General features: G+C 53.4%; 21 protein-coding genes. 18 read left to right on the plus strand and 3 right to left on the minus strand.

All coding sequences use genetic code 11. The features are described from left to right. Nucleotides 1-69: 69 nt before the first annotated feature. Genes D6029_RS06750 through mlaA form a run of 7 tightly spaced genes read left to right on the plus strand, consistent with a single transcriptional unit; the run spans nucleotide 70 to nucleotide 5,846 of the window. On the plus strand, nucleotides 70-807 hold the full coding sequence (locus D6029_RS06750; RefSeq protein ID WP_120064024.1) for a heme ABC transporter permease: 738 nt from the start codon (nucleotides 70-72) through the stop codon (nucleotides 805-807). Continuing rightward, nucleotides 804-1,016, plus strand: a complete 213-nt coding sequence (gene ccmD, locus D6029_RS06755; protein WP_120064025.1) for a heme exporter protein CcmD — start codon at nucleotides 804-806, stop codon at nucleotides 1,014-1,016. The genes D6029_RS06750 and ccmD overlap by 4 nt, the downstream gene beginning before the upstream one ends. Beyond that, nucleotides 1,013-1,492 (plus strand): cytochrome c maturation protein CcmE, encoded by a 480-nt coding sequence (gene ccmE / locus D6029_RS06760; protein WP_120064026.1) that lies wholly within the window; start codon nucleotides 1,013-1,015, stop codon nucleotides 1,490-1,492. The genes ccmD and ccmE overlap by 4 nt, the downstream gene beginning before the upstream one ends. Further along, the gene (locus D6029_RS06765; protein ID WP_120064027.1) at nucleotides 1,489-3,441 is read left to right on the plus strand and encodes a heme lyase CcmF/NrfE family subunit; all 1,953 of its coding nucleotides are present in this window, start codon (nucleotides 1,489-1,491) and stop codon (nucleotides 3,439-3,441) included. Before ccmE ends, D6029_RS06765 begins: the two co-directional genes overlap by 4 nt. Next, nucleotides 3,438-3,995, plus strand: coding sequence for a thiol:disulfide interchange protein DsbE (dsbE, locus tag D6029_RS06770; RefSeq protein WP_120064028.1), 558 nt, complete (start codon nucleotides 3,438-3,440; stop codon nucleotides 3,993-3,995). Before D6029_RS06765 ends, dsbE begins: the two co-directional genes overlap by 4 nt. Further along, entirely contained in the window at nucleotides 3,992-5,071 is a 1,080-nt protein-coding gene (locus D6029_RS06775) for a cytochrome c-type biogenesis protein CcmH (protein WP_120064029.1), read from the plus strand. Before dsbE ends, D6029_RS06775 begins: the two co-directional genes overlap by 4 nt. A gap of 16 nt (nucleotides 5,072-5,087) precedes the next feature. Next, nucleotides 5,088-5,846, plus strand: coding sequence for a phospholipid-binding lipoprotein MlaA (mlaA, locus tag D6029_RS06780; RefSeq protein ID WP_120064030.1), 759 nt, complete (start codon nucleotides 5,088-5,090; stop codon nucleotides 5,844-5,846). 67 nt (nucleotides 5,847-5,913) lie between these two features. On the opposite strand, the gene fadL is transcribed toward mlaA, so the two are convergent. Further along, on the minus strand, nucleotides 5,914-7,236 hold the full coding sequence (gene fadL, locus D6029_RS06785) for a long-chain fatty acid transporter FadL (RefSeq protein WP_167455979.1): 1,323 nt from the start codon (nucleotides 7,234-7,236) through the stop codon (nucleotides 5,914-5,916). 375 nt (nucleotides 7,237-7,611) lie between these two features. On the opposite strand from fadL, the gene D6029_RS06790 reads away from it, so the two are divergent. From D6029_RS06790 to sixA, 4 genes are all read left to right on the plus strand, one after another. Next, nucleotides 7,612-7,896 carry a YfcZ/YiiS family protein gene (locus tag D6029_RS06790; protein WP_120064032.1) on the plus strand — a complete coding sequence of 95 codons (285 nt, stop codon included), beginning with the start codon at nucleotides 7,612-7,614 and terminating at the stop codon, nucleotides 7,894-7,896. Between the two features lie 262 nt (nucleotides 7,897-8,158). Beyond that, nucleotides 8,159-9,469 (plus strand): acetyl-CoA C-acyltransferase FadI, encoded by a 1,311-nt coding sequence (gene fadI / locus D6029_RS06795; RefSeq protein WP_120064033.1) that lies wholly within the window; start codon nucleotides 8,159-8,161, stop codon nucleotides 9,467-9,469. Next, nucleotides 9,469-11,592 (plus strand): fatty acid oxidation complex subunit alpha FadJ, encoded by a 2,124-nt coding sequence (gene fadJ, locus D6029_RS06800; RefSeq protein WP_120064034.1) that lies wholly within the window; start codon nucleotides 9,469-9,471, stop codon nucleotides 11,590-11,592. Before fadI ends, fadJ begins: the two co-directional genes overlap by 1 nt. 222 nt (nucleotides 11,593-11,814) lie before the next feature. Further along, entirely contained in the window at nucleotides 11,815-12,303 is a 489-nt protein-coding gene (gene sixA / locus D6029_RS06805) for a phosphohistidine phosphatase SixA (RefSeq protein WP_120064035.1), read from the plus strand. Nucleotides 12,304-12,408: 105 nt separating this feature from the next. Here sixA and smrB read toward each other — a convergent pair whose 3' ends face one another. Further along, nucleotides 12,409-12,960 carry an endonuclease SmrB gene (gene smrB / locus D6029_RS06810; RefSeq protein ID WP_120064036.1) on the minus strand — a complete coding sequence of 184 codons (552 nt, stop codon included), beginning with the start codon at nucleotides 12,958-12,960 and terminating at the stop codon, nucleotides 12,409-12,411. 171 nt (nucleotides 12,961-13,131) lie between these two features. On the opposite strand from smrB, the gene prmB reads away from it, so the two are divergent. The 6 genes from prmB to D6029_RS06840 all read left to right on the plus strand — a co-directional run bounded on the left by prmB (nucleotide 13,132) and on the right by D6029_RS06840 (nucleotide 17,742). Beyond that, the gene (gene prmB / locus D6029_RS06815; RefSeq protein ID WP_120064037.1) at nucleotides 13,132-14,064 is read left to right on the plus strand and encodes a 50S ribosomal protein L3 N(5)-glutamine methyltransferase; all 933 of its coding nucleotides are present in this window, start codon (nucleotides 13,132-13,134) and stop codon (nucleotides 14,062-14,064) included. An 80-nt stretch (nucleotides 14,065-14,144) separates the two neighbouring features. Next, nucleotides 14,145-15,230, plus strand: a complete 1,086-nt coding sequence (gene aroC, locus D6029_RS06820; protein ID WP_120064038.1) for a chorismate synthase — start codon at nucleotides 14,145-14,147, stop codon at nucleotides 15,228-15,230. Nucleotides 15,231-15,234: 4 nt separating this feature from the next. Further along, the gene (gene mepA, locus D6029_RS06825; protein ID WP_120064039.1) at nucleotides 15,235-16,059 is read left to right on the plus strand and encodes a penicillin-insensitive murein endopeptidase; all 825 of its coding nucleotides are present in this window, start codon (nucleotides 15,235-15,237) and stop codon (nucleotides 16,057-16,059) included. Nucleotides 16,060-16,070: 11 nt separating this feature from the next. After that, nucleotides 16,071-16,868, plus strand: a complete 798-nt coding sequence (locus D6029_RS06830; RefSeq protein WP_120064040.1) for a sulfite exporter TauE/SafE family protein — start codon at nucleotides 16,071-16,073, stop codon at nucleotides 16,866-16,868. A gap of 16 nt (nucleotides 16,869-16,884) precedes the next feature. Further along, nucleotides 16,885-17,439, plus strand: a complete 555-nt coding sequence (locus tag D6029_RS06835) for an elongation factor P hydroxylase (protein ID WP_167455980.1) — start codon at nucleotides 16,885-16,887, stop codon at nucleotides 17,437-17,439. 27 nt (nucleotides 17,440-17,466) lie between these two features. Beyond that, a complete protein-coding gene (locus D6029_RS06840; protein WP_120064041.1) occupies nucleotides 17,467-17,742 on the plus strand; it encodes a YfcL family protein in 276 nt (91 codons plus the stop codon). 160 nt (nucleotides 17,743-17,902) lie between these two features. Here D6029_RS06840 and mnmC read toward each other — a convergent pair whose 3' ends face one another. After that, nucleotides 17,903-19,903: a bifunctional tRNA (5-methylaminomethyl-2-thiouridine)(34)-methyltransferase MnmC2/FAD-dependent 5-carboxymethylaminomethyl-2-thiouridine(34) oxidoreductase MnmC1 gene (gene mnmC, locus D6029_RS06845; RefSeq protein WP_120064042.1), complete on the minus strand. Its 2,001-nt coding sequence runs from the start codon at nucleotides 19,901-19,903 to the stop codon at nucleotides 17,903-17,905. 156 nt (nucleotides 19,904-20,059) lie between these two features. On the opposite strand from mnmC, the gene fabB reads away from it, so the two are divergent. Continuing rightward, nucleotides 20,060-21,277: a beta-ketoacyl-ACP synthase I gene (gene fabB / locus D6029_RS06850; protein ID WP_120064043.1), complete on the plus strand. Its 1,218-nt coding sequence runs from the start codon at nucleotides 20,060-20,062 to the stop codon at nucleotides 21,275-21,277. Nucleotides 21,278-21,339: the final 62 nt, after the last annotated feature.

Here is a 21,339-nt window from a genome sequence, read left to right on the forward strand (position 1 = left end):
GATGACGCTTCGCTTATCCGACCTACAAGTTCTAACCCGATTTTGTCGATATTTTGTGAGCAAATGATTATGTGGAAATGGTTACATCAGCTCGCTAAACCCGAGCGGCTTTACCTGCTTTGCGGGCGTCTGGTGCCGTGGTTTGCGCTAGTCAGCGCGGTGCTGTTGGTGGTCGGTTGTCTCTGGGGCTTCGGTTTTGCGCCTGCGGATTACCAACAAGGCCAAAGCTACCGCATCATGTATCTGCATGTCCCGGCGGCTATCTGGTCGATGGGGATTTACGGCTCGATGGCGGTGGCGGCGTTTATCGGCCTGGTGTGGCAGATGAAAATGTCTGACCTCGCCGTGGCAGCGATGGCTCCTGTTGGCGCGGTGTTTACCTTTATCGCTCTGGTCACCGGTTCCGCCTGGGGTAAACCGATGTGGGGAACCTGGTGGGTGTGGGATGCGCGTCTGACATCCGAACTGGTGCTGCTGTTTCTCTATATCGGCGTGATTGCGCTTTATAACGCGTTTGACGACCGCCGCCTGGCGGGGCGTGCGGCGGGCATTCTGGTGCTGGTGGGTGTGGTGAATTTGCCGATTATCCATTTCTCCGTCGAGTGGTGGAACACGCTGCATCAGGGTTCGACCAATATGCAGCAAAGTATCGACCCTTCCATGCGCACGCCGCTGCGCCTGACGATTTTCGGTTTCCTGATGCTGTTTATCACGCTGACGTTAATGCGCCTGCGTAACCTCATTTTGCTTCAGGAACAGCGTCGCCCGTGGGTAATGGAGCTGGCGAATAAAGGGAGAAACGCATGAATAGCGCCTTTTTAAACTGGGCAGACTTTTTCGCCATGGGCGGTTATGCGTTTTACGTCTGGCTCGCCGTCGCGCTGACATTTATCCCATTATTCCTGTTGGTGGTGCATACCCGTATGCAGCGCCGCACCATTTTAAATTCTGTCTCGCGCCAGCAGGCACGGGAAAAACGGATCCAGGCGGCACGGCAAGCAGAGGGAACTGAATGAATACTCGTCGCAAAAATCGACTTTATCTGGCGCTGGCGGTGCTGGTCGGGTTGGGGCTGACCATCACGCTGGTATTGTACGCGCTGCGCAGCAATATCGACCTGTTTTATACGCCGAGCGAAATCCTCTATGGCAAAGGCGAAAGCCATCAGTTGCCGGAAGTCGGGCAGCGTTTACGCGTAGGCGGGATGGTTCAGCCGGGCAGCGTGAAGCGCGATAACCAAACGCTGAAAGTGACGTTCAAACTTTACGATGCCAGCGGCGTGGTGGATGTCAGCTACGTTGGCATTTTGCCGGATTTGTTCCGTGAGGGGCAGGGGGTGGTCGCACAAGGCGTGTTCGAAACGGGAAACCGCATAGAAGCGAAAGAAGTGCTGGCGAAGCACGATGAAAATTACACGCCGCCAGAAGTGAAAGAAGCGATGGATAAAAATCACCAGCGCGCGCCACAGGCCTATAAGGATAACGCTTCATGATGCCAGAAATCGGCAGTTTCTTGCTTTGCCTGGCACTTGGCTGGTCATTGTTACTCAGTGTTTACCCGTTGTGGGGCGTGGCGCGTAATGACTCGCGTTTGATGGCCTCATCCCGCCCGTTGGCGTGGGCGTTGTTTATCACGCTGTGTGCCTGTTTCCTGGTGCTGGTGAACGCGTTTGTGGTGAACGATTTCACTGTGCTGTACGTCGCCAGTAACTCAAACACCGAATTGCCGGTCTGGTATCGCGTGGCCGCCACCTGGGGCGCGCATGAAGGTTCGCTGCTGTTGTGGGTTTTACTGCTCAGCGGCTGGACGTTTGCCGTGGCGTTGTTCAGCCGCAGCATGCCGCAAGATGCGGTAGCGCGCGTGCTGGCAGTAATGGGGATGATTAATTTCGGCTTCCTGTTGTTTATCATTTTCACTTCGAATCCTTTCACCCGCACGCTGCCGGATTTCCCGATTGAAGGGCGCGACCTGAACCCGCTGTTGCAGGATATCGGGCTGATTTTCCACCCGCCGTTGCTGTACATGGGTTACGTCGGTTTCTCCGTGGCGTTTGCGTTTTCAATTGCGGCATTAATGGCCGGGAAACTCGATTCCGCCTGGGCACGCTGGACTCGTCCGTGGACGTTGGCGGCGTGGTCGTTTTTAACCATCGGCATTGTGTTAGGTTCGGCCTGGGCTTATTACGAGCTGGGCTGGGGCGGCTGGTGGTTCTGGGACCCGGTAGAAAACGCCTCGTTTATGCCGTGGCTGGCGGGCACGGCGCTGATTCACTCGCTTTCAGTAACAGAAAAGCGCGGCAGCTTTAAAGCCTGGACGGTACTGCTGGCGATTACCGCGTTTTCGCTTTGCTTGCTGGGAACTTTCCTGGTGCGTTCCGGCGTGCTGGTATCGGTGCATTCATTTGCCTCAGACCCCGCGCGCGGCATGTTTATCCTCGCCTTCCTGGTGATTGTGATTGGCGGCTCGCTGCTGCTGTACGCAGTGAAAGGTAGCAAAGTGCGCTCGCGTGTCGGCAACAGTTTGTGGTCGCGGGAATCCTTTTTACTCGGCAATAACGTATTACTGATCGCCGCCATGCTAGTGGTGTTACTCGGCACGTTGCTACCGCTGGTGCACAAACAGCTTGGGCTGGGCAGTATTTCTATCGGCGAACCGTTCTTCAATACCATGTTTACCGCGCTGATGGCGCCGTTTGCGCTGCTGCTTGGTATTGGCCCGTTAGTGCGCTGGCGTCGTGATGAACCGCAAAAGCTGGTGAAGCGCCTGGTGATTGCCGTGGTAGTGACCGTCGCGCTGGCGTTAATTCTGCCGTGGCTGATGCAGGATCGCGTTGAAGCGATGACGGTGGTCGGTTTGCTGATGGCGGTCTGGGTGTTTGTGCTGGCGTTGACCGAAGTGTACGACCGCGCCACGCATCGTTATGGCCTGCTGAAAGGGCTATGGAAATTACCGCGCAGCCACTGGGGCATGGTGTTTGGGCATCTGGGACTGGCGGTGACGGTAGTCGGCATCGCGTTTAGCCAGAACTACAGCATTGAACGCGATGTGCGGATGAAAGCAGGCGACAGCATCGACATTCATCAATATCACTTTGTGTTCCGTGACGTGCATGAACTGACCGGCCCGAACTACCGTGGCGGCGTGGGGATTATCGACGTCACGCGCAACGGTAAACCTGAAGCCACGCTGCATGCGGAAAAGCGCTTCTATAACAGTAATCGCGCAATGATGACCGAAGCGGCCATCGACGGTGGCGTAACGCGTGACCTGTACGCGGCGCTCGGCGAGGAATTGGACGACGGAAGCTGGGCAGTGCGCCTGTATTACAAACCGTTCGTGCGCTGGATTTGGATGGGCGGGATTTTGATGACGATTGGCGGCCTGTTCTGCCTGTTCGACCCGCGTTATCGCCAGCGTAAAAACCAGCCGGAGGCTGCATGAATCGCAAAGTTTTATTTATCCCGCTGGTGCTGTTTTTGTTGCTGGCGGCGATGTTGCTGTGGCAACTGACGCGTAATGCGCAGGGCGATGACCCGACGAATCTGGAATCTGCGTTAGTCGGCAAGCCGGTTCCGGTGTTTCGTCTTGAGTCGCTGGAAAACCCCGGCAAGATTTACGACCAGGCGGTGCTCACCGATGGCAAACCGTTGTTGCTCAACGTGTGGGCGACTTGGTGCCCGACCTGCCGCGCAGAGCATCAATATCTTAACGGCCTAAAAGCCCAGGGGATTCGCGTGGTCGGCATGAATTATAAAGACGATCGCAATAAAGCGATTACCTGGCTGAACGAGCTGGGCAATCCGTATGCGCTAAGCCTGTTTGACGGCAACGGCATGTTGGGCCTGGATTTGGGCGTTTATGGCGCACCGGAAACCTTCCTGATCGACGGCAAAGGGATCATTCGCTATCGCCATGCGGGTGATCTTAACGATCGCGTCTGGCAGCAGGAAATCAAACCGCTGTGGGATAAATACAATAAGGAGGCCGGGGCATGAAACGCGGATGGCTACTGATCGTCGCATTCCTGTTTTCGTTTAATGTCCTGGCGGCAATAGACACTTTCCAGTTTAAAGATGAAGCGCAGGAACAGCAGTTCCGCCAGCTCACCGAGCAGTTGCGCTGCCCGAAATGCCAGAACAACAGCATTGCCGATTCCAACGCGATGATTGCCTCTGATATGCGTCTGAAAGTGTACGAGCTGATGCAGCAGGGGAAAACGAAGCAGCAGATTATTGATTACATGGTGCAGCGTTACGGTAATTTTGTGACTTATGAACCGCCATTGACGCCAGCCACCGTCGTTTTGTGGGTGCTACCGTTGCTATTTATTCTCGGTGGTGCGGGTGTGATTGTGCTGCGCAGCCGCAAACGGCGGGTGCATTTTAACGACGAGCTTGAAAACGAAGCACAGCATACCGCTACCCGAAAAGCGCATTTCTGGTTTTTCGCACCGGGCGCGGTGGTGTTGATTGTGGTGAGCGTGGGCGTTTATCTGAAAACGTCTGATTGGCAAAAGGTGCGGCATTGGCAGCAAATTACCGCGCAAACGCCGCAGCTTTTGCAGCGTGCTTTAGACCCGCAGGCGAAACCGCTGGATATGCCGGAAATGGCCGATCTCGGACTGGGTTTGCGCACGCGTTTGCAGCACGAACCCGATAATATTGAGGGCTGGATGATGCTGGGGCGAATTGGTATGGTTCTTAATAATGCATCTACCGCTACACAAGCCTTTGCACATGCGTATAAACTGTCGCCCTCTAACAGTAATGCAAAGCTGGGCTATGCTGAAGTATTGACCCGCAGCGGCGACCCGCAGGATAACCAACTTGCCGGGGATCTTCTGCGTGAAATGCTCAAGGCAGATCATACAAATGTTCGCGTATTAAGCCTTCTGGCATTTAATGCTTTTGAACAACAAAATTACCGCGAAGCGATTGGTGCATGGCAAATCATGTTGCAAGTCTTACCCGCAAACGATCAGCGTCGGGCTGTGGTGCAAAGAAGCATCGAGCAGGCAAAAGCGGCGTTGGCAGGGAATGGCAGCACTGAAGTACGCAGCGGAGAGCAATAATAACAGGGAGAGACATATGAATTTCCGCCTGACCGGGCTGGCACTTGCCGCTACCGTATTGGTTGGCTGTGCTAGTTCGGCCGATACACAACCACAAGGGCGTTCGGACCCATTAGAAGGGTTTAACCGCACCATGTACGATTTCAACTTCAATGTGTTGGATCCGTATATTGTGCGCCCGGTTGCTGTGGCGTGGCGTGATTATGTGCCGCAACCGGCGCGTAATGGGCTAAGTAACTTCACCAGTAACCTCGAAGAACCGGCGTCAATGGTGAACAACTTCCTGCAGGGCAATCCGTATCAGGGGATGGTGCATTTCACCCGTTTCTTCCTGAACACCATGTTGGGGATGGGCGGATTCATCGACGTTGCTGGTATGGCAAACCCGAAATTACAGCGTGTTGAACCGAACCGTTTTGGTACAACACTGGGGCATTACGGTGTCGGTTACGGCCCGTACGTTCAGTTACCGGCATACGGTAGCTTTACGATTCGTGAAGATGGCGGCGAGTGGGTAGATGATTTATACGCACCACTGTCGTGGCTGACCTGGTGGATGTCTGTTGGTAAATGGACACTGGAAGGTATCGAAACGCGTGCGCAATTGCTGGATTCCGAAGGGCTGCTGAAGCAATCTTCCGACCCGTATATTCTGGTGCGTGAAGCGTACTTCCAGCGCCATGATTTCCTGGCAAACGGTGGGAAACTAACGCCGCAGGAAAACCCGAACGCTTCGTCGATTCAGGACGATCTGAAAGACATCGACTCCCAATAACAGCGATGTATTAAAGGCATAAAAAAAGGCGAAACCAAGGTTTCGCCTTTTTTGTCACTGTTAACGATTAGAACGCGTAGTTAAAGTTCATACCGTACAGCCAGGCTTTACCTTCAGACTTGAAGGTGTATGGGCCTTCTTTGAACTCAACATGCTGGCCGTGCATGTAGGAAACACCCAGGTCTACCGACGCATCATCGTTAAATGCGTAAGTTGTACCGGCGCTCAGCCAGAAGCGGTCCTGATCCGGGATGGAGATCGAACGGTTTTCAGCGGGAACCGGGCTATCGTCAAATGCGATACCGGTACGGAAGGTCCAGTTTTTGTCCATAAAGTAAGTAGTACCTAAAGCAATACGGTACGCATCTTTGAAGCTCTCATCTTTATAGAACAGCGTCTGGCCGTCGGTGCCGGTCGCTTTCAGCTCCTGGAACTGGCTCCAGCTGGTGTAGGTCACGCTATAGTGAATTGCCCACTGTGGCGCAACTTTGTTATAGCCAGACAGCTCCCACATTTCAGGCAGGTTCAGGGTCAGAGAACCTGGAACGGTTTGCCCGTTGGTGCCAGCCGGTAAACCGAAGTTAGACAACAGCGGGTTATAGGCAGAAGGCAGGTTGCTCTTATAGTCGCCGTCGAAGTCGATTTTAACTTCTGAACGGTAGGTGAAACCGTAGCGGTTGTCTTTATCGATTTCATAAAGAATACCGGCGTTCCAGCCATAGCCCCACTCGTCACCTTTCAGGTGCGCGATTTGGGTGTCGGAAGGAATACGCGAAACCGGGCCGGCCAATGACGGAGGCAATGCACCAGAACCTGCGATCAGTTGACCTAAATCGCCCGCATAACGCTCGATTTTCGCTTTCGCATAAACCGCATCAAAACCAAGGCCGAAGCTCCAGTTATTGTTTAAACGGTATGCGCCGCTCAGGTTCAGGTTCATGGTCGTCAGGTCGGTTTTGCCGCCCATTGAGCCCGCTGCGTAGTCATTATTAAACTCTGTTGCCAGACCGTAGTTGGAAGTGACAGAAGCGCCCCAACCAAACTGTTCGTTAATTGGCGCAACAAAATGCAGGTTTGGAACCCAGGCGGTAGGTGCGATGTTATCGGCATCGGTGCTACGACCTGTTGGAGAAGTCCCGGAGATATTAACGTCTGGATCAACGAATACTGCACCGCCGGAGAACATTGGGCGGTCAAACATCATAATCGTTGCAGGGTTACGGCTGGCGGAGCCCGCATTATCTGCGACTGCACCTTCCCCGGAATAAGCTCGGCCAAGGCCTGAGGAAGAGAACTCGTTTAATTGAAAGCCGGCTGAGTACGCCTGCGATGAGACAATTGCCACTGCAACCGCTAGGGCTGACTTTGTAAACAGGTTTTTCTGGCTCATGACCAAAACCTCATAATGGATTTATTTTTATACAAACAATGTTACATACCGTAACAGGAGCGCGAATAGTAGGGGCTGATCTGTTACAGAGAAATCAGACCAGTGGCGAGAGTATAGGTCTGACCAGATGGTATGTTGCAAGTTTGTATCTAAGATTTTTCGAATTTGATCGTGGAAACGAGATCTGCCTGGCAAAATCGGGTTCTGCGTCACCTGGCAAATCAGGTGAATCTTGTTTTAGATCATTTTTAAGTGTGATTTGGGTCACTTACAGATTTTGACAAGATTAACGACTGGAGTCGCTTCAACTCGGAGCGTAAAATAGGCAAGAATTGTTTAATCCTATTCAATGCGAAATACAGAGGAAATCATAAAATGAGTAAAAATACCGCTGATGAAACCCCGGTTTGCTGCTGTATTGATGTCGGTTCCATCATCGATAACACCGACTGCACAGCCACTTACAGCCGCGTGTTCGCCACCAAAGCTGAAGCGGACGAAACCCTGGCAGCCCTGAGCGAGAAAGCGCGTGCCGCTGAATCTGAGCCTTGCCAGATTGTTCCTCGTTATACCGAAGAAGCTGACGGCGTGCGTCTGGATATCGATTTCACTTTCAGCTGCCAGGCTGAAACCATGATCTTCCAGCTCGGCCTGCGTTAATCTCAATCCCTTATCCTGGTTTTCTCCCTCTCCCTGGGGAGAGGGTTGGGGTGAGGGCTCTTATTTTTCAGTCATTTTCCTACCGCAAAGCGTGTCCCCCCTCCCAATTTTTTAGTCCCCCGGTTGGCTGATTGTAACTTTTTGGTTAAAACTGTGATCAGGTCAGACCACTGTTGGTCATTTACAATTTTATTCCCAGAAATATGCAGTTACAGCAACATCGCTGTAGATTCATACATAAAGGGAAGAACAGGGGAGCGTTATGAGTCAGGCACTTCCGCTAGTCACCCGTCAGGGCGACCGCATTGCCATTGTCAGTGGTTTACGCACACCGTTTGCCCGCCAGGCGACGGCATTTCACGGCATTCCCGCTGTCGATCTCGGCAACATGGTGGTCAGCGAACTGCTGGCACGCAGCGAAATTCCCCCGGAAGTTATCGAACAGCTCGTTTTCGGCCAGGTCGTGCAGATGCCGGAAGCGCCAAACATCGCCCGTGAAATTGTTCTCGGTACAGGCATGAGCGTGCATACCGACGCCTATAGCGTCAGTCGCGCCTGTGCAACCAGTTTCCAGGCTGTGGCGAACGTTGCCGAAAGTTTAATGGCGGGAACGATTCGCGCGGGTATTGCGGGTGGAGCGGATTCTTCGTCAGTGCTGCCCATTGGCGTCAGTAAAAAATTGGGCCGAGTGCTGGTGGATGCCAACAAAGCGCGTACTTTAGGGCAGAAGCTGAAACTCTTCTCGCGCTTGCGTCCACGCGATTTATTACCCGTTCCGCCTGCGGTGGCTGAATATTCAACCGGTTTGCGCATGGGGGATACCGCCGAGCAAATGGCGAAAACTCATGGCATTACACGCGAACAACAAGACGCACTCGCGCATCGCTCCCACACCAAAGCGGCGATTGCCTGGAAAGAGGGCAAACTGGCTGAAGAAGTCATGACCGCCTTTATCCCACCGTATCGCCAGCCATTCAGTGAAGATAATAACGTTCGCCAGAATTCATCGATTGCCGATTACGCGAAACTACGCCCGGCATTTGACCGCAAACACGGTACGGTCACCGCTGCGAACAGCACGCCGTTAACCGACGGTGCGGCGGCGGTGATTTTGATGACAGAATCTCGTGCCAAAGAACTGGGTTTGAAGCCGCTGGGGTATTTACGCAGTTACGCGTTTACCGCGGTTGATGTCTGGCAAGACATGCTTCTCGGCCCTGCGTGGGCCACACCGCTGGCGCTCGAAAGAGCGGGGATCACACTTAACGACCTGACGCTGATTGATATGCATGAAGCCTTCGCAGCACAAACCCTGGCGAACCTGAAAATGCTCGCCAGCGAACGTTTTGCGCGTGACGTTTTAGGCCGTGCTCACGCCACTGGCGAAGTGGACGACTCGAAATTTAACGTGCTGGGTGGCTCGATTGCTTATGGGCATCCATTTGCCGCAACGGGCGCGCGCATGATTACGCAAACGCTGCATGAATTGCGCCGTCGTGGCGGTGGATTTGGGCTGGTGACCGCGTGTGCCGCAGGTGGCCTGGGTGCCGCTATGGTTCTGGAGGCCGAATAATGGAACAGACTTCCGCATTCCACTTACATGTCCGACTCGACAATATCGCCGTCGTGACTATCGATGTGCCGGACGAAAAAATGAATACGCTGAAAGCGTCGTTCGGCCCTGAAGTCCACAACATCATTAAGCAAGTTCGTGATAACACGGCGCTGCAAGGTTTGATCTTTATTTCTGGCAAGCCCGACAATTTTATTGCCGGTGCCGATATCAACATGATTGCCAATTGCCAGACCGCGCAAGAAGCACAAAATCTCGCGCATCAGGGCCAGCAAATCATGGCGGAAATCGCGGCGTTGCCGATTCCGGTTGTCGCCGCCATTCATGGTGCGTGCCTGGGCGGCGGGCTGGAACTGGCGCTGGCATGCCATTCCCGCATTTGTACCGATGATGAAAAAACCAAACTGGGATTACCGGAAGTGCAGCTTGGGCTATTGCCAGGTTCAGGCGGGACGCAGCGACTGCCGCGCCTGATTGGCGTGAGCCATGCGCTGGATATGATTCTGACGGGTAAGCAGTTACGCCCGCGCCAGGCGCTAAAACTGGGGCTGGTGGATGAAGTTGTGCCGCAGTCGATTTTACTGGCGGCTGCCATCGAATTAGTCGCCAAAGGCCGCCAGACATCACGAACTTTACCGGTTCGGGAGCGCATTCTCGCCGGTCCACTTGGCCGTTCGTTGCTGTTTAGCATGGTGGAGAAAAAAACCGAGCAGAAAACGCGCGGCAATTATCCTGCCACGCAACGCATCATCGACGTGATCAAAGTTGGTTTGGGGCAGGGGAGTTTTAGCGGCTACGAATCAGAAGCTAAAGCGTTTGGCGAGCTGGCTATGACGCCACAATCTGCGGCATTACGCGGTTTATTCTTTGCCAGCACCGAGCTTAAAAAAGAGCATGGTGCAGATGCAAAACCGCGCCCGATCAACGCCGTCGGCGTGCTGGGCGGTGGTTTGATGGGCGGGGGCATTGCGTTCGTTACGGCGAATAAAGGCAAACTGCCGGTGCGCATCAAAGATATCAATAACGACGGCATTAACCACGCGCTGAAATACAGTTGGGACTTGCTGGATAAAAAAGTGCGCCGTCGCCAAATGAAAGCAGCAGAGCGCCAGCGCGAAATGGCGCGAATCTCTGGCGGCACTGATTATCACGGTTTCCATAATCGCGATATCGTAGTGGAAGCGGTTTTTGAAGATCTCGCGCTTAAGCAAAAGATGGTCGCTGAGATTGAACAGAACGCCGCACCGCATACTATTTTTGCCTCAAATACTTCCTCACTGCCGATTGCCGATATCGCCGCCAACGCCGCGCGCCCGGAGCAGGTGATTGGTCTGCATTACTTTAGCCCGGTGGATAAAATGCCACTGGTCGAAGTTATCCCGCACGCAGGAACCAGCGCGGAAACGATTTCCACTACGGTTGCGCTGGCGAAGAAACAAGGCAAAACTCCCATCGTGGTGGGTGATAGCGCCGGGTTCTACGTCAACCGCATTCTCGCGCCTTACGTTAATGAAGCGATGCGCTGCCTGGTGGAAGGCGAGCCGGTCGATAAAATTGATAATGCGCTGGTGGCGTTTGGTTTCCCGGTCGGCCCAATCCAACTTTTGGATGAGGTGGGAATTGATGTAGGGACTAAAATTAGCCCTATACTTCAGCAAGCTTATGGCGACCGTTTTGCTGCACCGCAAAGTATTGCAGCAATATTGAACGACGATCGCAAAGGTAGAAAAAATGGGCGCGGTTTCTATCTTTATCCGGGCAAAGGGAGTAGAAGCAAAAAGCAGGTTGACCCTGCAATTTATAAGCTGCTCGGTGTCTCACCAAAAGGGCAACTGGCAGAAAAAGAAATTGCCCAACGCTGCGTGATGATGATGCTCAATGAGGCGGCGCGTTGCCTCGACGAAGGTGTTGTTCGCAGTGCTCGCGATGGCGATATCGGTGCAGTGTTCGGTATTGGTTTCCCACCGTTCCTCGGTGGCCCGTTCCGCTATATGGATTCTTTGGTAGCGGGTGAAGTTGTCGCGCAATTGCAGCGCCTGGCGAGTCAGTATGGGGAGCGTTTTGCCCCTTGCGACAGACTTTTACAAATGGTGGAAGAGCAACGAAATTTCTGGGGAAAGTGAACCCCGGAGTTCAAACTGTAGTCAAAGAAACATGAGTTTATGACTCGGTGAATGGATGCTGGTTGGTCACTTAATAAACAGTGATTGACTATACTTGCACCATTGAGGTAAAAAACAGCGTTTCATTCGATGTACGGATAAGGCACAATGCCCGGCTGCTGAATTACCCCTCTCAACATTCGGGGGAATTCAAGCATTCCTGGTTAACAAAAGCGGTGCAATATGCAAGTTTTTATCATGCGTCACGGCGACGCAGCACTCGATGCTGCCAGCGACTCAGTTCGTCCACTCACCCAGTGTGGTTGTGATGAATCCCGAGTAATGGCTACCTGGCTGAAAGGCCAAACGGTGGATATCGAACGTGTTCTGGTGAGCCCTTACCTGCGAGCCGAACAAACCCTGGATGTCGTGCGGGAAGCACTGCCCCTTCCAGGTAAAGAAGACATCCTGCCGGAGTTAACACCGTGCGGCGATGTGGGCCTGGTGAGCTGCTATTTGCAAGCCCTGGCTAATGAAGGGGTTGAATCGGCACTGGTGATTTCTCACTTGCCGTTGGTCGGTTACCTGGTGTCTGAATTGTGTCCTGAAGAGACACCGCCTATGTTCAGCACCTCGGCCATTGCTAATGTCACACTCGATGCCGAAACGGGTAAAGGTGTGTTCAACTGGCAGATGAGTCCATGCAATTTGAAGGTAGCGAAAGCTATCTGATAGCCGTAAGCATGAAAAATAGAAGAGCCGCTAAATGCGGCTCTTTTTGTTTTTCTCCCTCTCCACGTGGGAGAGGGCCGGGTGAGGGCATCAGGCCGCTCAAAACTATGGCAATTCCGGCGGTAACCACTCTTCGATTTCAATCAACACCAACAACGCCGCATCACCGCCATACTCTTTCGGCGACTGATGAAACGCCATCACATGCGGATGTTGCGCCAGCCACAGCGGCGTTTGCTGCTTCAAAACATGCTTACCATGCCCGTGCATCACGCAGGCGCAAAACACATGTTCACGACGACAGGCCGCAATCAGCGCACCTAATTCCTGTTTTGCTTGCAGCTGCGTCAGGCCGTGTAAGTCGAGGAACAATTCTGGCGAATAATCCCCGCGCCGAATTTTCTTTAGCTCAAAATGGCTGACGTCTTCACGCACGTAACGCGTTGGGCCTTCGGTCGCCAGGCGCGGCTGGAATTCATCGGAAAAATAATGACTGGCATCGGTTTGTTCCTGCAACAGCCGTTTCACCGGGACTTCCTGCACTTTTTTGCGCATTGGACGATGAACAATCGTGTCCTGAGTTAATTTTTTAGTGCCGCTCATCAGATCACGGAATAGGTTCTGATCGTCAGCGCTGAGCGGAGTTTTCTTCTTCATTGGTATCTCGTCTCGCATCTGCTATCGCGCCAGTTTACCTGGTTTGCCGTTCATCGCTAAATAAAACGTCATTTTCCCCACGCTCGGTGCGATTGAAATGCTGATTTGTCGCGGCCTTCATGGCAAACTAATCGATTATTGAATTAGCGCGAACGGCCTGCGGAGGGCAACGTGGATAAAATTTTCGTCGATGAGGCAGTGAATGAACTGCATACCATTCAGGATATGCTGCGCTGGGCAGTCAGTCGCTTTAGCGCCGCCAACATCTGGTATGGCCACGGCACGGATAATCCGTGGGACGAAGCCGTTCAGTTAGTGCTGCCAAGCCTCTATCTGCCGCTGGATATCCCGGAAGATATGCGCACGGCGCGTCTGACGCCAAGCGAGCGTCATCGTATCGTTGAGCGCGTGATTCGCCGTGTTAACGAACGTATTCCGGTTGCGTATCTGACCAACAAAGCCTGGTTCTGCGGCCACGAGTTTTATGTGGACGAGCGTGTGCTGGTGCCGCGTTCGCCAATTGGCGAGCTGATCACCAACCGTTTTGCGGGCCTGTTTGATAACGAACCGCAGCACATTCTGGATATGTGCACCGGCAGCGGCTGTATCGCCATTGCTTGTGCTTATGAATTCCATAATGCCGAAGTGGATGCGGTTGATATTTCACTCGATGCGCTGGCGGTTGCCGAGCAAAACATCGCCGAGCACGGCCTGGAAAGCCAGGTTACGCCGATGCGTTCCGACCTGTTCCGTGACCTGCCAAAAGTGCAGTACGACATTATCGTCACCAACCCGCCGTACGTGGATGCGGAAGATATGTCTGACCTGCCGGGCGAGTTCAAATTCGAGCCGGAATTAGGTCTGGCTGCGGGTACAGACGGTTTGAAACTGGCGCGTCGTATTCTGGCCTGTGCGCCGGATTACCTCGCCGATGGCGGCATCCTGATTTGTGAAGTCGGAAACAGCATGGTACATCTGATGGAGCAGTACCCGGATGTGCCGTTCACCTGGCTTGAGTTCGACAACGGCGGTGACGGCGTGTTTATGCTGACCAAATCGCAGTTGATCGATGCGCGTGAACATTTCAGCATCTACAAAGATTAATCTGTGCAGGCGGGCCTTTCGGCCCGTCTTCTTTTTGTTTACAACACAACGAAAATGACAACGGTAAGGAGCCGTGACAGATGGCAGGAAACTCAATTGGACAGGTATTTCGCGTAACGACTTTCGGTGAATCCCACGGAGTCGCACTGGGTTGCATCGTTGATGGTGTGCCGCCTGGCATTCCGCTTACCGAAGCTGATTTACAACACGATCTCGACCGCCGCCGCCCTGGCACCTCACGCTATACCACGCAACGTCGTGAACCCGATCAGGTGAAAATCCTCTCTGGCGTATTCGAAGGCGTGACCACCGGCACCAGCATCGGCTTGTTGATTGAAAACACCGATCAGCGCTCGCAAGATTACAGCGCCATCAAAGACGTGTTCCGTCCGGGGCACGCTGATTACACCTACGAACAAAAATACGGCCTGCGCGATTACCGTGGCGGTGGCCGTTCTTCTGCGCGTGAAACCGCGATGCGTGTGGCGGCAGGGGCGATTGCTAAAAAATATCTGGCGCACAAATACGGCATCACAATCCGTGGTTGCCTGACGCAAATGGGTGACGTGCCGCTGGAAATCAAAGACTGGGATCAGGTTGAGCAAAACCCGTTCTTCTGCCCGGATCCGGACAAAATCGAAACGCTTGATGAGCTGATGCGCGCGCTGAAAAAAGAAGGCGACTCCATTGGTGCGAAAGTGACGGTTGTGGCCGATAACGTGCCGCCAGGCCTCGGCGAGCCGGTGTTCGACCGTTTAGATGCCGATATCGCCCACGCGCTGATGAGCATCAACGCGGTGAAAGGCGTGGAAATTGGCGAAGGTTTCGGCGTGGTTAACCTGCGCGGCAGCCAGAACCGTGACGAAATCACCAAAGAAGGTTTCCAGAGCAATCATGCTGGCGGCATTCTTGGCGGTATCAGCAGCGGCCAGCAAATCGTGGCGAATATGGCGCTGAAACCGACCTCCAGCATTATGGTTCCGGGCCGCACCATCAATCGCGAAGGCGAAGAAGTGGAAATGGTCACTCGTGGCCGCCACGATCCTTGCGTCGGGATCCGCGCAGTGCCGATCGCCGAAGCGATGTTAGCGATTGTCTTGATGGATCATATGCTGCGCCAGCGAGCTCAAAACGCCGACGTAAATTGCCCTTTGCCGCGCTGGTAATGCGATGAAAAAAACACTCGTGGGTTTGCTGGCATTGCTTGCCAGCACCGCTACTTTTGCCGCCACACCGTGGCAGAAAATTAGCCATCCGATTGCGGGTAGCCCGCAGTCTATCGGTGCATTCTCTAACGGCTGCATCGTGGGTGCCCACGAGTTGCCGCTTAACGATCCGCGTTATCAAGTGATGCGGCAGGATCAGCGTCGCTATTTCGGCCATCCCGATTTAGTGATGTTTATCCAGCGGTTAAGCAATCAATCAACGCAACTGGGCCTTGGCACGCTGTTAATCGGCGATATGGGCATGGCGGCGGGCGGGCGTTTTAGCTCAGGCCACGCCAGCCACCAAAGCGGCCTTGATGTCGATATTTTCTTGCAGCTTCCAAAAGCGCGCTGGACGTCAGCGCAGCTTCTGAAACCGCAGGCGTTGGATTTAGTCGCCAGCGACAATCAGCATGTGGTGCCGCGTTTGTGGCAGCCGGAAATCAGCAGCCTGATTAAACTCGCCGCCAAAGATAACGATGTGACGCGGATCTTCGTCAACCCGGCTATCAAGCAACAGCTTTGCCTGGATGCCGGGGCCGATCGCGACTGGCTGCGGAAAGTTCGCCCGTGGTTCGCTCACCGCGCGCATATGCACGTGCGCCTGCGCTGCCCGGCAGACAGCCTCGAGTGTGAAGACCAACCATTGCCGCCGCCAGGCGACGGTTGTGGAGCCGAGCTGCAAAGTTGGTTTGCGCCGCCAGCACCGGGCAGCACGCCACCGAAAAAGAAAACACCACCGCCTTTACCCGCCTCTTGTCAGGCTTTGCTGGATGAGCACGTTCTCTAACGGATAAGTTCATGGAATGGTTTATGGTTTCCCCCCTGATGCTGGTGGTGCTGTTTTTTGTCGCCATGCTCGCAGGGTTTATTGATTCATTAGCGGGCGGCGGCGGTTTGATCACCGTCCCGGTCTTGTTAGCGACAGGAATGTCACCTGCCCATGCCCTGGCGACCAATAAACTCCAGGCCTGTGGCGGTTCGGTTTCCTCCTCAATCTATTTTATTCGCCGCAAAGTGGTCGATCTTAAAGATCAGAAATTGAATATTCTGATGACGTTTATCGGCTCCACAACGGGTGCGCTGCTCGTGCAGTACGTTAAATCAGACGTGCTACGCCAAATTTTGCCGCTACTGGTGATTTGCATCGGTCTGTATTTTTTACTGATGCCAAAACTGGGTGAAGAAGATCGCCAACGCCGTTTATATGGCCTGCCATTCGCACTGATTGCAGGCGGTTGTGTCGGTTTCTACGACGGATTCTTTGGCCCAGGTGCTGGTTCTTTTTACGCGCTGGCGTTTGTCACGCTTTGTGGCTTTAACCTCGCGAAATCTACCGCTCACGCCAAAGTATTAAACGCGACATCAAACCTCGGCGGCCTGTTGTTGTTTATCATCGGCGGGAAAGTGATTTGGGGAACCGGCTTTGTGATGATGGCCGGGCAATTTTTAGGGGCGCGTATGGGATCGCGTCTTGTGTTGAGTAAAGGCCAAAAACTGATCCGACCGATGATTGTGATTGTGTCGGCGGTGATGAGTGCCAAACTCTTATTTGATAGCCACGGAACGGAGATCCTCCACTGGTTGGGGATAAATTAAGATGACCACAGCGAATATGACAATAACGACAGAACACCATTATCAGGAACTTATCGACATTTTCGATAACTGCTTTAAGGATGAATTTAATACACGTCTGATTAAAGGCGACGACGAACCGATCTATCTTCCTGCTGATGAGGAAATTCCTTATCACCGCGTGGTGTTTGCCCACGGCTATTACGCCAGCGGCATGCACGAGATTTCTCACTGGCTTATCGCCGGGAAAGCTCGCCGCGAGTTGGTCGATTTTGGTTACTGGTATTGCCCGGATGGGCGCGATGCCGAAACACAAAGCAAATTTGAGGATGTGGAAGTGAAACCGCAGGCGCAGGAATGGCTACTGTGCGTGGCGGCAAATTTCCCGTTCAACGTGAGCTGCGACAACCTGAGCGGCGATGTTGATCCGGACAGAATCGCATTCCAGCGCCGTGTCCATGCGCAGGTGATGATTTATCTGCAAGAAGGGATCCCGGCGCGTACGGCAAAACTGATTGAAGCACTGCGGGAATATTATAAAACCCCGCCGTTGGCCGCAGAGCAGTTTCCGTGGCCGGAAGATTTAAACTAAAAACCTGCAAAATGATGAGGAAGTACGATGATCGCTGAATTTGAAACACGCATTCTGGCGCTAATTGATGAAATGGTTGAGACGGCCAGTGATGATGAGCTGTTTGCCAGCGGTTATCTGCGCGGCCACCTGACGTTGGCAGTGGCGGATGTGGAGCATGGTGAAGATCACAGCCCGCAAGCGTTGCACACTGCGGTTTCAGGCAGTCTGGAAAAAGCGATTCAGGCAGGCGAACTGTCACCGCGCGACCAGTCTTTAGTGCTGGAGATGTGGGATAATTTGTACCAGAAAGCACAGTTTTAAGTTCTCCCCCTCACCCTAACCCTCTCCCCAGGGAGAGGGGACTGTTACGGCTTTCTCCCTCTGAGGGGAGAGGGAACTGTTCGGTTTTCTCCCTCTCCTGGGGGAGAGGGGACAGTTTGGTTTTCTCCCTCTCCTGGGGGAGAGGGCCGGGGTGAGGGCGTTATTTCACTTCTTTACCCTTCAGTAATTTTCTCACCCAAAATCGATTTGGGTTCAACGCCGCCAGCGTTTCTTCATCCATCGGAATCGGCTCATCGCAGATTTGTGCTGCCAGAATTTCAGCCGCCAGCGGTGCGCTGCATAATCCTCTTGAACCCAGTGCCGCCAACATAAACAGATTTGGATACGCCGGTGCGGTTGGCGCATTTTCACGGCTTTCGGACAGTGTTGCATACGCTTCAAGCGTGGCGTCATAACGCGGAACGCTGCCGATAATTGGCAAATGATCGCGCGTAGCACACCGCACACCACAGCGGGCTTCACCCGCTGAAACATCCACTTCTTCAGGCCATGCCACATCTGGCAAACAGTTCAGCAAACGCTGGCGGTTATGTTGCTGATCTTCGTCGTTATATTGCATCTCTTCAGCGCCACGATGATAGCTTGCACCAATACAATGCTGCTTATTGTTCGGGTTTTGCGGTGTCAAATAACCGTCGTAACACAGAACCTGGCGCAATTCAGAAAGGGATTGCGTGGTTGGGATATGGCTGACCTGGCCGCCAACAGCGGAGAACGGCAGTTTTTCGGTTTGCGCGAATTTACTGACCTTGAAGCCGTTCGCCAGCACCACAGCCGCATGCTGTTTTGCTTCCTGTTCGGCAAATGTTAATTGCCATCCATCAGGGGTTTGATTCAATTCTTCAACACGATGTTGATAATGCGTTTTTAGCCCCAGGGTTTTTGCCAGCGCCAACGCGCCAGCGGTGAGTTGTGCCGGGCATAACCAGCCGCCGAGTGGGTAAATTGCGCCACCGTGCCCGGTTTTAACGCCGCACAGTTTGGCCGCAGTTTCTGCATCGACGCCATGGGCAAGCAACTGAGGGAATTCGAGGCTCAGCATTTGCTCGATTTTATGCTGACTCTTTTCGTCCCAGCCCAGTTGCGTTACGCCGCACCAGTCGTGATCAAAATCGACCGGAAGTGAGTCGTACAAGCGGCGGGCAAAGGTGAATGCCGCGCTGAAAAAGTGGGTCAGCGAAGCGCTGTGGGTATTTAGCAGCGGATAAAGCGCACCCTGGCGATTACCGGAAGCCCCTTGAGCTGGTGCGTTATCTTCACAGTAAAGCGTAACTTGCCAGCCACGGCGAAGTAGTGCAAGGCAGAGCAGGGCGCTGGCGACACCGCCGCCGACAATCGCGACGTCTTGCCCGGAAGCTGCCGGGCGGGCGTACCACGGCGTGTGCGCTGGTGTTGCCAAAGCAACGTCCATGACACCTGTCAGCATTTCCCGCTTACGGCCAAAGCCTTTGCTTTTGGTCATGGTGAAACCGGCTTCAATCAGGCCGCGACGCACAAATCCGGCGCAGGTAAATGTCGCCAGTGTGGCACCTGGGCGCGCCAGTTTTGCCATCGTATTGAACAGGTTTTGCGTCCACATATCCGGGTTTTTTGATGGCGCAAAACCATCAAGGAACCAGGCATCAATCTGATTATTTAAGGTGTCATCTAATTGCGGTATTAGCTCGTTAATATCGCCGAACCACAGGTCGAGAGTGACACGCCCACCTGCCAGCAAAATACGGTGGCAACCCGCAATCGGCAGTGGCCATTGCTGTTGCAATTGCGTGGCATATTCGGCCAATTCTGGCCAGTGAGCGTGGGCCGCGGATAAATCTTCTGCGGTTAGTGGGAATTTTTCAAAACTAATAAAGTGCAGGCGCTGGAGCGTGGCTTGCGGCTGTTTTTGGCAGAAATCATCAAAAGCCTGCCATAAAGTCAAGAAGTTAAGCCCGGTGCCAAAACCGCTTTCCCCAACGATAAATAGCGACCTTTCATGGCTGACGAAGCGCTCCGAAAGGCGGTTTCCTCCAAGAAAGACATAACGAGTTTCCTCCAGTCCATTATCATTAGAGAAGTACACATCGTCGAACTCTCGGGATACAGGTGTACCGTCTTCGTTAAAGCCAAGGTTGGCGGATTGTATTGGGGCGTGTTTCACTTAAATTACTCGTCTGGCGGGCAGTAAACGGATAGTAACTATGTGTGCGAAGCGGCGCAAATTTCAGACCAATTTGGCTGATCGGACTTGTTCGGCGTACAAGTGTACGCTATTGTGCCTGTCGAAATCCTAACAGTGCAGTAGAAGAGGTATTGAATGAAACGTGCAGTGATTACTGGCCTGGGCATTGTTTCCAGCATCGGTAACAACCAGCAGGAAGTCCTGGCATCTCTGCGTGAAGGTCGCCCGGGAATCACTTTCTCTCAAGAATTCAAAGATTCTGGAATGCGCAGCCATGTGTGGGGTAACGTTAAACTGGACACCACCGGCCTGATTGACCGTAAAGTTGTCCGTTTCATGAACGATGCCTCTGTCTACGCTTACCTTTCAATGCAGCAAGCGATTGAAGATGCTGGTTTGAAAGAAGAAGTTTATCAAAGCAACCCGCGTGTGGGCCTGATTGCAGGTTCCGGTGGCTCTTCTAAATCTCAGGTGTTCGGTGCAGACGCAATGCGTAGTCCGCGCGGCCTGAAAGCGGTGGGTCCATACGTTGTGACCAAAGCGATGGGTTCTGCGGTTTCCGCATGCCTCGCGACTCCGTTCAAAATTCACGGTGTGAACTACTCCATCAGCTCCGCTTGTGCGACTTCTGCGCACTGTATCGGTAACGCTGTTGAGCAGATTCAACTGGGCAAACAGGACATCGTATTTGCTGGCGGCGGCGAAGAGCTGTGCTGGGAAATGGCCTGTGAGTTCGATGCAATGGGCGCACTGTCTACTAAATATAACGAAACGCCGGAAAAAGCATCCCGTACTTATGATGCGAGCCGTGACGGCTTCGTTATCGCAGGCGGCGGCGGTATGGTTGTGGTTGAAGAACTGGAGCACGCTCTGGCTCGTGGCGCACACATCTACGCTGAAATCGTTGGCTACGGCGCAACGTCCGACGGCGCAGATATGGTTGCTCCATCTGGCGAAGGCGCAGTGCGTTGCATGAAGATGGCAATGCACGGTGTGGATACGCCGATTGACTACCTGAACACCCACGGCACTTCTACACCGGTTGGCGATGTGAAAGAACTGGGCGCAATCAAAGAAGTCTTCGGTAACAATTCACCGGCGATGTCTGCGACCAAAGCCATGACAGGTCACTCTCTGGGTGCCGCAGGCGTTCAGGAAGCTATCTACTCTCTGCTGATGCTGGAGCACGGTTTCATCGCGCCAAGCATTAACATTGAAGAGTTGGATGAGCAGGCTGCTGGCCTGAACATCGTGACTGAAACAACCGAGCGTAAACTGAATACTGTTATGTCTAACAGCTTCGGTTTCGGTGGCACCAACGCCACGCTGGTGATGCGTAAAATTAACGCTTAATCGCGTTGATATTAATAAGCGGGGTGCTTTTGCACCCCGTTTTTTTTGCATAATGGCTGCTA

The sequence above is a fragment of the Buttiauxella izardii genome (assembly GCF_003601925.1).
GTDB lineage: Bacteria > Pseudomonadota > Gammaproteobacteria > Enterobacterales > Enterobacteriaceae > Buttiauxella > Buttiauxella izardii.

What these genes read in the sequence shown, in the direction of transcription:
- fadI (WP_120064033.1), top strand. Translation starts at nt 8,159, where the DNA reads ATGAGTCAGGCACTTCCGCTAGTCACCCGTCAGGGCGACCGCATTGCC.
- D6029_RS06775 (WP_120064029.1), top strand. Translation starts at nt 3,992, where the DNA reads ATGAAACGCGGATGGCTACTGATCGTCGCATTCCTGTTTTCGTTTAAT.
- ccmE (WP_120064026.1), top strand. Translation starts at nt 1,013, where the DNA reads ATGAATACTCGTCGCAAAAATCGACTTTATCTGGCGCTGGCGGTGCTG.
- D6029_RS06835 (WP_167455980.1), top strand. Translation starts at nt 16,885, where the DNA reads ATGACAATAACGACAGAACACCATTATCAGGAACTTATCGACATTTTC.
- mlaA (WP_120064030.1), top strand. Translation starts at nt 5,088, where the DNA reads ATGAATTTCCGCCTGACCGGGCTGGCACTTGCCGCTACCGTATTGGTT.
- smrB (WP_120064036.1), bottom strand. Translation starts at nt 12,960, where the DNA reads ATGAAGAAGAAAACTCCGCTCAGCGCTGACGATCAGAACCTATTCCGT.
- D6029_RS06790 (WP_120064032.1), top strand. Translation starts at nt 7,612, where the DNA reads ATGAGTAAAAATACCGCTGATGAAACCCCGGTTTGCTGCTGTATTGAT.
- D6029_RS06750 (WP_120064024.1), top strand. Translation starts at nt 70, where the DNA reads ATGTGGAAATGGTTACATCAGCTCGCTAAACCCGAGCGGCTTTACCTG.
- sixA (WP_120064035.1), top strand. Translation starts at nt 11,815, where the DNA reads ATGCAAGTTTTTATCATGCGTCACGGCGACGCAGCACTCGATGCTGCC.
- fadL (WP_167455979.1), bottom strand. Translation starts at nt 7,236, where the DNA reads ATGAGCCAGAAAAACCTGTTTACAAAGTCAGCCCTAGCGGTTGCAGTG.
- D6029_RS06840 (WP_120064041.1), top strand. Translation starts at nt 17,467, where the DNA reads ATGATCGCTGAATTTGAAACACGCATTCTGGCGCTAATTGATGAAATG.
- fabB (WP_120064043.1), top strand. Translation starts at nt 20,060, where the DNA reads ATGAAACGTGCAGTGATTACTGGCCTGGGCATTGTTTCCAGCATCGGT.
- fadJ (WP_120064034.1), top strand. Translation starts at nt 9,469, where the DNA reads ATGGAACAGACTTCCGCATTCCACTTACATGTCCGACTCGACAATATC.
- aroC (WP_120064038.1), top strand. Translation starts at nt 14,145, where the DNA reads ATGGCAGGAAACTCAATTGGACAGGTATTTCGCGTAACGACTTTCGGT.
- mepA (WP_120064039.1), top strand. Translation starts at nt 15,235, where the DNA reads ATGAAAAAAACACTCGTGGGTTTGCTGGCATTGCTTGCCAGCACCGCT.
- dsbE (WP_120064028.1), top strand. Translation starts at nt 3,438, where the DNA reads ATGAATCGCAAAGTTTTATTTATCCCGCTGGTGCTGTTTTTGTTGCTG.
- D6029_RS06765 (WP_120064027.1), top strand. Translation starts at nt 1,489, where the DNA reads ATGATGCCAGAAATCGGCAGTTTCTTGCTTTGCCTGGCACTTGGCTGG.
- ccmD (WP_120064025.1), top strand. Translation starts at nt 804, where the DNA reads ATGAATAGCGCCTTTTTAAACTGGGCAGACTTTTTCGCCATGGGCGGT.
- D6029_RS06830 (WP_120064040.1), top strand. Translation starts at nt 16,071, where the DNA reads ATGGAATGGTTTATGGTTTCCCCCCTGATGCTGGTGGTGCTGTTTTTT.